A 12,891-nucleotide genomic window follows, 5' to 3' on the forward strand; every position below is an offset into this window, starting at 1 on the left:
CGTTCAAAGCGCGCGTCTGCTTTCGGAGGCTCCGGTGGGCACAAGAGCCTGCACCAAACGGTTCATATGAACCACACCAACCGGAGCGCCGTTTCCGTTGGTGACGCGGTAAGAGGCATTTGTATTGCCACCACTCAGCGCGATGACATCTTCGAGAGTGCTTTCCTGATCCACCTCACCTTTGACCTCTGCCCCTGCATCTTCCTCCATAATAGAGCGGACACGCAGAACACGGGCACGGTTGATGTCCGCAATGAAGTCGATGATGTAATCGTCCTCCGGGTGCAACAGAATATGCTGCGGCTCCCCCTGCTGCACCACCTTGCCGTCCTTCAGGATCACAAGGTGATCCGCCAATTTCAGCGCCTCATCCAGATCGTGGCTGATAAAGACAATTGTCTTGGCCAGTTCATCTTGCAGTTCCAGCAACAGGTTTTGCATATCTGTCCGGATCAGAGGATCAAGAGCAGAAAACGCCTCATCCATCAGCATGATCGGCGCGTTGGACGTCAGGGCGCGGGCAATCCCGACACGCTGCTGCATCCCACCCGACAGCTGGTGCGGAAAACGGTCCTCGAACCCGGCGAGCCCCACGCGCTCAAGCCATTTCTGGGCTTCTTTGCGGTAAGCTTTGGCCTCGTCTCCACGCACGATCGGGGCTAGGGCGACGTTCTCCAGAACCGTTCGGTGCGGCAAAAGAGCAAAGTGCTGGAACACCATGGACATCTGCGTCCGGCGCATCTTGCGCAGAGCGGCATCATCCAGTTCCAGCACATTTTCGCCCTGGATCAGAACTTCGCCGGCAGTGGGATCGATCAACCGGTTCACATGGCGGATCAGCGTCGATTTCCCGGACCCCGAAAGCCCCATGATCACGGTGATCTGTCCCCGCTTCATGTCAACGTTGATGTCCTGCAAACCCAGAACATGTCCATGGGTTTCCAAAAGCTCTTCCTTGCCCATGCCATTATGGACATGGGTCATCATCGCATCAGCTTCGGACCCGAAGATCTTGTAGAGCTTGCGGATCGAAATCATTACATCGTTGGTCATCATCCGCACTCCTTAATGGTTCTGTGCCGCGTTAACGCGGGCAACAGCGGTTTTTGTCACGCGATCCAGCATCACCGCCAGAAGAACGATACCAAGACCCGCAACCAGACCGACGCCCAGTTCAAGGTTACGGATACCGCGCAGAACCAGAACCCCAAGGCCCGGTGCAGACACCAGCGAGGCAATGACAACCATCGCAAGGCTCATCATGATGGTCTGGTTGATCCCCGCCATAATATTGGGCAGCGCCAGCGGAATCTGAACTTGAAACAGTTTCTGCCGTGATGTCATGCCAAAGGCCTGCGCGGCCTCCATAACCTCTTTGTCCACCAGGCGGATACCAAGGTCCGTCAGACGCACCACCGGCACGATGGCATAAAGAATGATCGCAATCCCATAAAGCTTGCTTTCGGTTACGCTGAACAGGAAGATCAGCGGGATAAGATACACAAAGGTCGGCAGCGTCTGCAGCATGTCCAACACCGGCAGCATAATCCGCTGAAGCCGATCAGAGCGTGACATGGCAATGCCAATCGGAACGCCCAACAGCACACATATGGCCGCGCAGACAAAGATAATTGCAAGCGTTTCAACCGCGTATGTGTAGTGGTCAATAAACGCCAGCGTGACGAGAGACGCGGCAACAAACCCCACAAGCTTGAGCGACTTGGTGACCCAATAGGTCATCAGGAACAAAAGCGGCATAATGATCCACCAGGGCACAGACTGCGCCGCATAGAGGGCACCATCCAATAGCCAGCTCAGCGGTTGGGTGATTGGATCCAGCACAAAGCGCAAAACATCCTTGATTGCGAGAAAGCCGTCTTCGAGACCTTTCGTGAGTTCCCGCGACTTGGGGAAGTTTGAGCAGGCCGCGTTCAAGACGTCCATGGACGGAAACGGAAGATCCCAGATCGAGCTCTCCTTGCCCTTTCCGCCTTGCGCCAACAGATCCGCCATCGACAACGGCGCGGCACTTCCACCCGCGTCGCACCAGTCACGCAGCCCCAGCATGTTAAAGAAAAAATCGTAGCTCGCCATTTCAAGTCCTTTGCGCGTTCCGCAAAAAAACAGACGCCCGCTCAAGCAAGGCGGGCGTCTGCCGGTTCAAATTTCTTAGTTCAGGATCTGCGCCAGGTTTTCTTTGGCTTCTGCGTTCAGCCAATCGGCCCAAACAGACTTGTTGTTCAGCAGGAAGTTCACAGCTGCTTCTTCAGCAGAGGCGTTATTGGCGTCCTGCCAAGCAAGGATTGCTGACATCTCATCCGCAGTGAAGCTGACTTTGGACATCAGTCCAGCAACGTCCGGGTGCGATTGCTCGAACTCAGCTGTTACGACGGTCCAAACCGGCGACGGAGGGAAATCGGACACTTCCGGCGCGTCGCGGCCTACAGTCTGGTTGCGGTGATGCGCTTCGGCGTCGACCGGGCCGATTTCAACCTTGGTCATATCGTATTTGCCCATAACCTTGGTCGGGGCCCAGTAATACCCGAACCAGGGTTCCTTTGCGTCGTAGGCTGCACCGATCGAGGCCGCCAGCGTTTCTCCGGAACCGTGGTTGAACACTTCGATGCCGGCGTCCTGCACACCAACCGCGCGGGTCAGGTTGTCATTCAGAATGCGGCAGCCCCAGCCGTCAGGGCAGTTGTTGAAACGGCCGCCGACCAGTTCCGGGTTCGCCAGAATGCCTTCGATGGTCTTCAATTCAGGATGGGCTTCGACCAGGTAAGTCGGAATCCACCAGCCTTCGACGCCGCCGGGGCGCAAGACCTCGGTCAGTTCTTTGACACGGCCTGCTTCACGCAGTTTGACATAAGCTTCACCGCCACCGTTGGTCCACATTTCGGTGACGATATCCGGCTCACCGTTTTCTGAAAGCGAAGTCACAGCTGGTACAGTGTCTGAAGGCACGCGCGTTACATCGCAGCCATAGCCATGGGTCAACAGGAAGGTCGAGATCTCCGTGACAATTGCCGAAGACGCCCAGTTCATATCGGTGATGGTCACTTCACCACAATCGCTGGCCATGGCAAAACCCGGCACAAACATCGCGCATGCTGTCGCTGCAATTTTTAAATTCATCTAACTTCCCTATCTTCCTGTATTTTGGACTGACTGATCCGTTGGGCACCTAAACTAGAATTTTATATTTCGCATGTAACCCAAGGTTTAGATGACCAGATCTCGCGGCAAGAGGTTATTTTTGCCTCAGTGAATCTTCCAACAGCTTGCCGCACGCTGTCGAGGAGAAAAACCGAATATGCCGCAAACGGACTATCTAGGTCGCTTTTGTACATCATTTTATCAGAATTACCAACGCCTCACCGCTGATGTCATGAACTCATCACTGCGCGGTCATCCAAGCGCAAATTTCCGTCAAAAGAAACTGCGAGCTTTGGGGCGAGTTCACGATTTGAAGATTGCGGCGTTTGACCGTCAATCAGCGTCACGCGAATTGTTCAGAAATTAAGCGTTCTTCCAGCCCGTGTCCGTGATCGAAGAGAATCCGGTGCGCGACCTTCTGCTCTGTTCTGATCTCGACCCAGTCTACATCAATAAAAGAGTCCGAATCCGCATGGGCCATAACCGGACGTTTGTCAGCTTCTTGGACCTCAAAGCGCACGCAGGCTTCGCTGGGCAGCAGCGCGCCGCGCCACCGGCGGGGGCGAAAGGCTGCAATGGGCGTCAGGGCCAGAACATCCGCTCCAATCGGCAGGATCGGCCCATGCGCCGAGTAGTTATAGGCGGTCGACCCGGCCGGCGTTGCCACCAGCGCGCCGTCACATACAAGTTCTTCAAGACGCTGACGCCCATCAATCAGGATTTTCAATTTGGCGGCCTGCGGACCTGACCGCAGCAATGAGACCTCGTTAATCGCCAGCGCGTGATGCTCCTCACCGCTGCGGGTCATCGCGCGCATCGACAACGGGCGTACGATCTCTTCTTCAGCTGCACTTAGCCGTTCGATCAATCCGCTCTCGTTATATTCGTTCATCAAGAACCCGATAGTGCCCCGGTTCATCCCATATACGGGCACGTCCAGATCCAATACCTCCTGCAAGGTCTCCAGCATGAACCCATCGCCCCCCAGCGCCACCACAACATCGGCGTCTGCCAGACGGGAATCACCATAACGTCCGATCAAAGCGGCCCGTGCAGTTTGCGCCACCGGGGCACGGCTGGCCAAGAAGGAGATTTTCACGGGGCGGACCTCTGTTTCCGGAGATACTGTTTCCGGTGTTACACGTTTGGTTCCAAAACAATCACAGCTTTTCCCGGATGACCAGTCATAGCGGCCCGAAGTCGCTGGGAAATCCCAAATTGTCGTTTTACATTCTTCCAATCCCGCGATGTTTCCTATAGGAAATTTTTACACTTTCACTCTCCAGCCAGACGGAGCGAACATGACCACGACCCGCGATCCAGGTTTCTTTACCCAACCCCTATCCGAACGCGACCCAGAGCTTTTTGGTGCCATCACAGATGAGCTGGGCCGCCAGCGTGATGAGATCGAGCTGATCGCGTCCGAAAACATCGTTTCCGCCGCAGTGATGGAAGCACAAGGTTCTGTGCTGACCAACAAATACGCAGAAGGTTATCCCGGCCGCCGGTATTATGGCGGCTGCCAATATGTAGACGTTGCCGAAAACCTGGCCATCGACCGCGCCAAAGAACTGTTTGGCTGTGAATTCGCCAACGTTCAGCCGAACTCAGGTTCACAAGCCAACCAAGGTGCGTTCCAAGCCATGATCAAGCCGGGCGATACCATCCTTGGTATGAACCTGGCGTCTGGTGGCCACCTGACCCACGGTGCGGCTCCGAACCAATCCGGCAAATGGTTCAACGCCGTTCAGTATGGTGTACGCAAACAAGACAACCTGATCGACTATGATGAGGTTCAAGCGCTGGCCACCGAACATCAGCCGAAACTGATCATTGCCGGTGGTTCGGCGATCCCGCGTCAGATCGATTTTGCCAAATTCCGTGAAATCGCTGACAGCGTTGGTGCCTATCTGATGGTCGACATGGCGCATTTTGCCGGTCTGGTTGCCGCCGGTGAACACCCCTCGCCGTTCCCCTATGCGGATGTTGCCACAACCACCACGCACAAAACCCTGCGCGGTCCGCGCGGTGGCATGATCCTGACCAACAACCCGGACCTTGCAAAGAAGATCAACTCGGCAATCTTCCCTGGCATCCAGGGTGGCCCCTTGATGCATGTGATTGCAGGTAAAGCCGCAGCCTTTGGCGAAGCGTTGAAGCCCGAATTTAAAGAGTATCAAAAGCAGGTGCGCGCCAATGCGGTTGCGCTGGCGGATGAATTGATGAAGGGCGGCCTGGACATCGTCACCGGCGGCACCGACACACATGTAATGCTGGTGGATCTGCGCCCCAAAAAGGTGACCGGCAATATCGTCGACAAAGCTCTGGGCCGTGCGCATATCACCACCAACAAAAACGGCATTCCGTTTGATCCGGAAAAGCCGACCGTGACCTCGGGCATCCGTCTGGGCACCCCAGCCGGCACAACGCGTGGATTTGGTGAAGAAGAGTTCCGCGAGATCGCCCGCCTGATCGTGGAAGTCGTCGATGGTCTGGCCGCAAACGGCGAAGAAGGCAACGCCGAAGTTGAAGCCGCAGTTCGGGGCAAAGTGGCCGATCTCTGCGGTCGTTTCCCGCTGTACCCGAACCATTAATCGGACACAGCTGTTTCAGTGTTTCTAAACCGTCGCCCTTTCTCAAGGGCGGCGGTTTTTCTATGCTGGCGGACAGGTTTACAAATCCAGAGCATATTCATGAACAAAGAAGAATTTAATCGGACCCAACGGTTGGAACGCCGACTGGGTGACTGGATGCGTGCACGCTTGCCGTTCTATGTCGCGGAATTTGTAATGTTTGTCCTGAAACAGGGATGGGCCGCGATTTTTGGTATCCTTCTGCTCGGGGGCCTTATGGTCACCGACTGGATCTGGCAAGAAACTTGGGTCATTGCCCGCTATGATGCACTTTTTATCTACGCACTGGTGTTACAGGCAATCCTTCTCGGCACAGGGATGGAAAGCTGGCGAGAGGTCCGAGTGATCTTTCTCTTTCACCTGACAGGCACGTTGATGGAAATTTTCAAGGTCCACATGGGATCGTGGAGTTACCCGGGAAGCGGCCTGATCAAACTGTGGGAGGTGCCGCTGTTCTCTGGGTTTATGTATGCGTCGGTCGGTTCATTTATGGCACGGGTGATCCGGCTTTTTGATATGCGCTTTGCGCCCTACCCGCCCTTTTGGGCGGCGATCCTGCTGGCCTGTGCGATCTATGGAAATTTCTTCGCCCATCATTTCCTACCGGATCTTCGCCTGCTTCTGTTTGCAGCAACGGTAATCCTCTATCTGCGCACGCGTATCTGGTTCCGCATCGGTGCCCAGATCTATTGGATGCCACTGCCCGTAGCGGCGTTTCTGTCCAGCTTCTTCCTGTGGGTTGCAGAGAATGTCGGAACCGGAACAAAAACTTGGCTCTACACCGGGCAATCGGTAGAGACTTGGGTCAGCTTCGCCAAGATGGGGTCCTGGTATCTTTTACTTTACGTTAGCTTTGCCACGGTCACACTTGTTTTCCGCGAAGCGCTGACAGCGCCAAAGCCTTTAGAGCAAAAACAGAGTGCTCCCGCGCCCTGACCTTGCATCGAAGATGCAATGCCAAAGGCCTTGGGCCCTGCATCGCAGCCCCTTCAGGGCTGCGATGCAGGCACGTTCAACAGCAGCCGTTGCGACACAGGACAAGTTTCTGACATAACGCCACTTGCACCGCGCGCAAGCGCGGTGCCACGCCCAACGCTTTCGCGGTTTTCTTTGAAAATCGCAAAAGGGGCGGGAGCGCTCCGTTGCGCACAGCTTGTTTCAAACAAAGCCACGCCAGCGCAGAACCGTGATCAGAAGAGCAACGACAACCAACACAGCAAAGCCAACCGATCCCAGAATGTCCAGAAACCGCCCTAAACGTCTGTCCGCAACATCAATGCTCTTCAAATGACCCCGCACGTCTTTGACAGCACGGCGCAGCGGCATCTGGTCAACTGTCATTTGCAACTGAGGGTGCTGCAGCAGAGGCAAAGCTACCGCGAGCTTTAACCCTTGGCGATAAATGCGACGCGGCAATTGCCGACGACGTTTTTTCAAGACCGTTTCCAGATCCCCCCGTCCGCCTTCACGGGATCGCAACAAGTCATGCAGTTCTTCGATTTCGAGGACAAGATCCTGTGTCACGACCACTAACTACCTTGGTTCATTCGAGGTTGGCCGAACCCTATCAGCAGACCGCTGTTACCTCAATCACCCTACAGCGCAGAACGCCCCCAAAACCTCTGGCACCGGCAGCCAATCGCCGTTATCACCGCAGCATGCTGAACACGATCTCTCACGGCTCTGCCAACCTCAACCAAACACCTCTTCTGATTGTTCACGGGCTTTACGGCTCGGCCCGGAACTGGGGTGTTATTGCCAAACGCCTGTCGGATGAACGTCAGGTGATTGCAGTGGACCAGCGCAACCACGGGTTCAGCCCCTGGAGCGAAACACACAGCTATCCCGAGCTGGCCTCGGATCTGGCAGAGGTGATTGACGCACATGGGGGCCAGATGGATGTGGTCGGGCATTCGATGGGCGGAAAGGCCGCGATGGCGCTGGCTCTGAACCATCCGGGAAAAATACGTCGCCTGCTGGTCGCGGATATTGCACCGGTTGCCTATAGCCATAGTCAGATCCAGTTCATCAAGGCCATGCGTACCGTCGATCTGGCCACACTTGAACGTCGTTCCCAAGCCGAAGAGCAGCTGGCGAAGGCCGGTGTTGACCCAGCGCTGCAAAGCTTTTTCACCCAATCTCTGGATATTCCAAACAAGCGCTGGCGGCTCAATCTGGACACATTGGAAGATCAGATGCATCTGGTACTGTCCTTCCCAGACGAGATCACCGGAAGCTGGTCGGGGCCTGCTTTGTTCCTGTCCGGGGCGTCTTCGGACTATGTAAAGACTGAATACCGCCCGCGCATAAAATCTATGTTCCCGGACGCGAAGTTCGCCAAAATCCCAGGAGCTGGCCATTGGCTTCACGCAGAGAAACCGCGCGAGTTTGAAGCTGCCGCACGTGCTTTTTTGAATGTCGACATCCCCCCTGCCCCAAACTGAAACCTTGCCCACCCGGCTGACACATTTCCCACAATAAGGTGAATTGACCTGTTACCTATTGCACGGGACAACCGGTGCGACCTTCGCGGCAATGGCGATGATCCCATTGTTTGATATTTGAAGGAGCAAAGGGGTCTTCATGCTCAAAACACGCGTTACTGCCGCTGCGTTTATCACTTGTGCATTGGTCGGAGGCGCACAAGCCTGTGGCAGCGATACAGATTGTAAAATCGGGGACCGGCACTATCGGATCTATATGCCCTCGGGCCATGATGGGCTCGAAAAAATTGGCGCGATAATCTTTACACACGGCTACAAGGGCACCGCAAAGGGTGCGATGAAGAATAAAAACCTGACCAAACTGGCCGACGATCTGGGGGTGGCGCTGATTGCCACTAAATCAGCCATGGACGATTGGTCCATTCCAGGTGCGCCTTCCCCGGTCACCAATCCCGATGTGGATGAGCTGGCGTACTATGATGCTATGCGCGCCGATGTGACTGCAAATTTCCCAATTGACGGCAACCGGCTTATGCTGACGGGGTTTTCAGCCGGGGCAATGATGGTCTGGAACCTCGCCTGCCATCGCAGTCAGGACTACGCAGGTTTTGTGCCCATGTCCGGCACCTTCTGGCAGCCGGAACCGGTCTCCTGCGACACACCACCCGCCAGCATAATCCATATTCACGGGACGAGCGACAAAATCGTCCCGCTTGAGGGGCGCAAGGTTCTGGATACCCATCAGGGAAGCGTGCCGGATGTCCTTCAGATGTATGCGAACTATGGAGATTATGCCGACACCGGCAAAACCTCCCTTGGAGCGCTTGCCTGCGCAACCAAAGCCAACCAAGCCGGCGACATTCTTGACTTCTGCACCTTCGAAGGCGGTCATAGTTTCAAAGCCGAGTATCTGAAATCCACTTGGGACCTGTTGACCGAAAAGGGAAAGCTCTGACCCTGTTGGCATCAGCCCGCGCAGAGCGGGCGGCCCCTGGCCAAGATGGAGTTAGACCAATTGCGCCCGTTGCGTTTTTGGCTCTGACATAACCAAACACTTTGCGGCAAATGATATTCACCTGTCCAACGTGCGGCCTTCTGTGAGCTCTTCCAGCAGCAATCCCATCAGCTGGCCGTTTCCAGAAAGCCCCGATTTGGCATAGATTGACTGGGTTTGCGCTTTGACGGTTCCAGCAGCGGCATTGCGGTTTTTCGCGCTCTCGGCGTTGCACCCCTTTTGAACAACAGTGGCGTCACCCCATGTTCCGAAACGACTACACCGCTCCATAGAACGCTTAACGTGATACATAAGGGGAACAAAGTGAGATGTGGGTGTCAGGTGTGGGAGATGCACAGTCTGGAATTAAATCCGAATTTTGAGGAACTGAGAATTTCGCTTTGTTTTCAGTGGTACCCGCGGCCGGACTCGAACCGGCACGGCACTAAGGCCTGGAGATTTTAAGTTCCTAAAAAGTCCTTTGCTTTCAATCTCTGGGGTGCACGAAAAACCACCCACCCATAATATCCCGGAGCCATCATGGCACTCCTCCTTAGCTGGACAACCGTAGGTCCATGTCTTGTGGTTTTTCTGACGGCTTGAGCCATCCAAACTCTTTAGTTTCGGCATACGATTTACACTGTTGCCCAACTTGAGTTTGGAGGTACAGCTCCTCAACCCGTTCAAATTCCGCGAAGCTCTCGCTTAACTCTGGCCTTGAGTGACTGTCACGGGTTGTCCAAATCGATCCCAGAACGCACCAAACAACATATAGACCGCCAAGCACAATTGGCATGGACTGCTGTGCAACGCTTGACCTTTGAGATCGAGTGGGCGCTCAATGGCCGGCGGTTGGAGCAGTTTATTGGTGGTTTTAAGCTACCAGCGGCCCCTGCTGCCAAGACCTCGTTCTTTATTTCTGCCAAATCATTTTGACGGTCTTAACGGCGCCGGTCGTCAGTTGTTCAGTTCAGGTATTTTCCGACGATGTCATCATAGGTTCCGTCTTCACGCATCGAAACCAATGCGGCTGCAAGTGCATCCGCTGTCTGATCGTCAAATTCCAGGTTTGACGCCAGCCACAGGTGCGACGTGCGAATGGGTTTGCCTATAACCACATTATTTGGGTCCAGACCGGAAGACTTAATGGCATGCAGTACCCTGTGATCAAATGTGTACCATGCGTCTACACGCCCTTTGCCAAGCAGTCGCGCCGCTGTAGCAGTGTCGTTTGCAGGATAAAGGTTGCCGAAGTTGGCTTCTTTCAGACGGCGTTCCCGCGGTGATCCGGCAAGTGCGGCGACCCTTTTTAGCCCCTGTGCGTTCTCAAAGCTATCGATCGTGTCTGAGAGTGTTGCGAAGACTTCATTGGTTACAATCACTTCTGTGATCCAATTATACAGCGGTTCGCGCGCGCCGGTGCGTGCGGCTGTGAACAAAAGTGTATTTGGAGTGTCTTTTACCTGTGCCTGAGCACGTTTCCAGGGGAGGTAGACAATTTCAATCTCGACGCCTGCTCTGCTCGACATTTCGGCAAGGATCTCATGCGAAATGCCAGGCATGCTCTGGTCGGAACCAAGGGTAAAAGGCGGAAGAACAGCCGTGTACGCTTTGATTGCTTCTGCTTGCGCGAAATTGCCAGCGCCGAACCCCAAAACAAATGCAAGCGCTGTCAAAAATCCAGTACGGATGGTCTTCATTGGTTCTTACCTCTGATTACAATACTAAGGTGGATATTCGAGGTGAGAGGTTTAAAAAAAATGAATGGTTGGTTTTGATTGATCGGGAAAGGGGATTTAAACCGATATTTCCCAAGTATTTTGGTCTTGGGGTGATGCTGGCGGATTTAGCCATCAGATTACGATCAATTGGTGACGCACAGCGGGCTTTACTGCCGTTGAGGAGTAATCGAGTTAGCTGTCCTCCACAAAGTGAATTTCGCACAATTCGCGCATAGTGGAACTGACCCTCCATGCTTCTTCCAGTTCGACATCCCAACTAGACCAATACCAAATCTGCCAACCATGTAAGTCGACACGCTCTGTTAGAGAGAAAAGAAACGCCTTCCAATCAGGGTTAGCGGAAAGCTGGAAGTCAGAATCTTCGAATGCCTGGATGATCATATCTGCAAGGACGAACCGCACATCGTCGTCACCCAGCACTTCTTTGTACAGTGCGAGATATCGCGGGAGGTCATTGGGCTCTGAGACTTCAAATTCCCAGTCTTGCATGCAGGGGTCATTTCGCAATTCCAATCGGTTTGCGATGAAGTCGATGGCTTGTCGGGTTGGATGGCGAATTTCTGGTTCAATCATAAGGGATGTGGATAGCAGCGTTCTTTCGAACCATACAAGGCGACACTTTGGGCTCTCAGCACCCATTCGCCGCGCTTAGCTCGAACGTCTCCTTAGATGGACAGCCTACCCTATGCGGACATACAGATTACGATCAATTGGTGACGCACAGCGGACTTTGTTACCGTTCGCTGCGGTTGCGCCAATGGCGGCCAATGAGGTCGCGCTCTTTAAATATCTGTCGACAAGCCTTTTTCTACTAATCTGTCATACTTGGTTGCCAGTCGATGCTGCTTTTCCCTGTCCATGTCAGGATTGAGCAAGATCATTCCGCTAAAGGCCGCATACTCTAAGAATGCGAAATCCTCGGCTATCGGCTTATCCATTGCGAACCGCTCAGCATAGATTTTGGTTAGTATGGCGATGCGCGTTAGGTCAGTTTCACGAACAATATCCGCGATCTTGGGTATACGCCGCCCAAGTTCCCGAATGCCCAGTTCGAGCCTATAGTCAATTTGTAATGCGGCCGTCGTCAAATTCGAGGCGATCTCTTCGGTGGATTCAGCGCTATTGATGCCTTGGATGACATCTAGTGTGGACTGGTTTCGCCATGCAGTTACAACTGACTTCAGAAAACCCAAGTGATCATTGAAATGGTGATAGAACGACCCACGGGTTAGGCCTGCGGCACTACAAATCGCTTCCAACTTAATTGCATCGGGACCATGACGCGCAAGCTCGGCCAATCCTAACGCCACCCAATCATCCGCATTCAATCGCCGCTTTTTGGTCATGCTAGCAACCCAAGCATACCAAGGACTGCCACAGGGACAAAAAGCCATCCCTGCGGTATCAGGCTATGACTGGCGCTTCGGATCATCACGAGACCAATACCGCAAATAGCAAAGCCTGAGGCGAGTGTGAGCCCTGCAGCCGCCAAAACATCTACATCCCAAAAGGCTGCAAACCCAAAGAAACCCGCCATGCAAGCAATTGAAACGCTTGTGAAATGCCAGCAAAGATATTGGGTTTCCCGAACCACGTCCTCTAACTCTTTTGCCTGTAAAAGAGGCTGTGCGACTTCACGTTCTCCAGCCGTCAAATGGATGACGAGCCAGATTGCCGACAAGACGCTAGCCGCAGAAAAAAACCAAAAGCTCATGTGATATCCTCTTAAAAAGCATACCTTATTGTATGTTTTCTGCATCAAACATACAATAAGGTATGCTTTTGTGAATGGTGAGAACCCGAATGGTATTCTAGCGACTGACTTTTTTCTTAATTAGTCAGGCTGAGAGCGGCGATAACGGCAGATTGCAGAACCTACGTCGAAGCCGAGCTCAATCTCGCAGACTCTGCTTGTGTCGATG

Annotated in this window: 14 protein-coding genes; 4 read left to right on the forward strand and 10 right to left on the reverse strand. The window is 53.9% G+C overall.

Going from position 1 to position 12,891, the window contains the following annotated elements:
* Window positions 1–3: 3 nt before the first annotated feature.
* From ACXAEW_RS17345 to ACXAEW_RS17360, 4 genes are all read right to left on the reverse strand, one after another.
* On the reverse strand, window positions 4–1,053 hold the full coding sequence (locus ACXAEW_RS17345; protein WP_474942519.1) for a quaternary amine ABC transporter ATP-binding protein: 1,050 nt from the start codon (window positions 1,051–1,053) through the stop codon (window positions 4–6).
* Between the two features lie 12 nt (window positions 1,054–1,065).
* Window positions 1,066–2,094: an ABC transporter permease gene (locus ACXAEW_RS17350; RefSeq protein ID WP_474942520.1), complete on the reverse strand. Its 1,029-nt coding sequence runs from the start codon at window positions 2,092–2,094 to the stop codon at window positions 1,066–1,068.
* A gap of 75 nt (window positions 2,095–2,169) precedes the next feature.
* Complete coding sequence (locus tag ACXAEW_RS17355) at window positions 2,170–3,135, reverse strand: ABC transporter substrate-binding protein (RefSeq protein ID WP_474942521.1); 966 nt, start codon at window positions 3,133–3,135, stop codon at window positions 2,170–2,172.
* A gap of 364 nt (window positions 3,136–3,499) precedes the next feature.
* Window positions 3,500–4,255 (reverse strand): NAD kinase, encoded by a 756-nt coding sequence (locus ACXAEW_RS17360; protein WP_474942522.1) that lies wholly within the window; start codon window positions 4,253–4,255, stop codon window positions 3,500–3,502.
* A gap of 202 nt (window positions 4,256–4,457) precedes the next feature.
* On the opposite strand from ACXAEW_RS17360, the gene glyA reads away from it, so the two are divergent.
* The gene (gene glyA / locus ACXAEW_RS17365; RefSeq protein ID WP_474942523.1) at window positions 4,458–5,750 is read left to right on the forward strand and encodes a serine hydroxymethyltransferase; all 1,293 of its coding nucleotides are present in this window, start codon (window positions 4,458–4,460) and stop codon (window positions 5,748–5,750) included.
* A 99-nt stretch (window positions 5,751–5,849) separates the two neighbouring features.
* On the forward strand, window positions 5,850–6,725 hold the full coding sequence (locus ACXAEW_RS17370; RefSeq protein WP_474942524.1) for a DUF817 domain-containing protein: 876 nt from the start codon (window positions 5,850–5,852) through the stop codon (window positions 6,723–6,725).
* Between the two features lie 222 nt (window positions 6,726–6,947).
* Here the strand turns inward: ACXAEW_RS17370 and ACXAEW_RS17375 are convergent, their stop codons facing one another.
* Window positions 6,948–7,313 carry a hypothetical protein gene (locus ACXAEW_RS17375; protein ID WP_474942525.1) on the reverse strand — a complete coding sequence of 122 codons (366 nt, stop codon included), beginning with the start codon at window positions 7,311–7,313 and terminating at the stop codon, window positions 6,948–6,950.
* Between the two features lie 134 nt (window positions 7,314–7,447).
* Between ACXAEW_RS17375 and ACXAEW_RS17380 the strand changes: the two genes are divergently transcribed.
* The gene (locus ACXAEW_RS17380; RefSeq protein ID WP_474943063.1) at window positions 7,448–8,233 is read left to right on the forward strand and encodes an alpha/beta fold hydrolase; all 786 of its coding nucleotides are present in this window, start codon (window positions 7,448–7,450) and stop codon (window positions 8,231–8,233) included.
* 139 nt (window positions 8,234–8,372) lie between these two features.
* Window positions 8,373–9,188, forward strand: a complete 816-nt coding sequence (locus tag ACXAEW_RS17385; RefSeq protein ID WP_474942526.1) for a CE1 family esterase — start codon at window positions 8,373–8,375, stop codon at window positions 9,186–9,188.
* Between the two features lie 117 nt (window positions 9,189–9,305).
* Here ACXAEW_RS17385 and ACXAEW_RS17390 read toward each other — a convergent pair whose 3' ends face one another.
* The 5 genes from ACXAEW_RS17390 to ACXAEW_RS17410 form a co-directional block, all read right to left on the reverse strand.
* Window positions 9,306–9,518 carry a hypothetical protein gene (locus ACXAEW_RS17390; protein WP_474942527.1) on the reverse strand — a complete coding sequence of 71 codons (213 nt, stop codon included), beginning with the start codon at window positions 9,516–9,518 and terminating at the stop codon, window positions 9,306–9,308.
* 674 nt (window positions 9,519–10,192) lie between these two features.
* Window positions 10,193–10,927: a substrate-binding periplasmic protein gene (locus tag ACXAEW_RS17395; RefSeq protein ID WP_474942528.1), complete on the reverse strand. Its 735-nt coding sequence runs from the start codon at window positions 10,925–10,927 to the stop codon at window positions 10,193–10,195.
* A gap of 213 nt (window positions 10,928–11,140) precedes the next feature.
* The gene (locus ACXAEW_RS17400) at window positions 11,141–11,542 is read right to left on the reverse strand and encodes a hypothetical protein (protein WP_474942529.1); all 402 of its coding nucleotides are present in this window, start codon (window positions 11,540–11,542) and stop codon (window positions 11,141–11,143) included.
* Window positions 11,543–11,751: 209 nt separating this feature from the next.
* Window positions 11,752–12,315, reverse strand: a complete 564-nt coding sequence (locus ACXAEW_RS17405; RefSeq protein ID WP_474942530.1) for a TetR/AcrR family transcriptional regulator — start codon at window positions 12,313–12,315, stop codon at window positions 11,752–11,754.
* Window positions 12,312–12,683 carry a hypothetical protein gene (locus ACXAEW_RS17410; RefSeq protein WP_474941472.1) on the reverse strand — a complete coding sequence of 124 codons (372 nt, stop codon included), beginning with the start codon at window positions 12,681–12,683 and terminating at the stop codon, window positions 12,312–12,314. The genes ACXAEW_RS17405 and ACXAEW_RS17410 overlap by 4 nt, the downstream gene beginning before the upstream one ends.
* Between the last annotated feature and the right edge of the window lie 208 nt (window positions 12,684–12,891).

It is taken from the genome of Epibacterium sp. ABZ3_068, assembly GCF_056159265.1.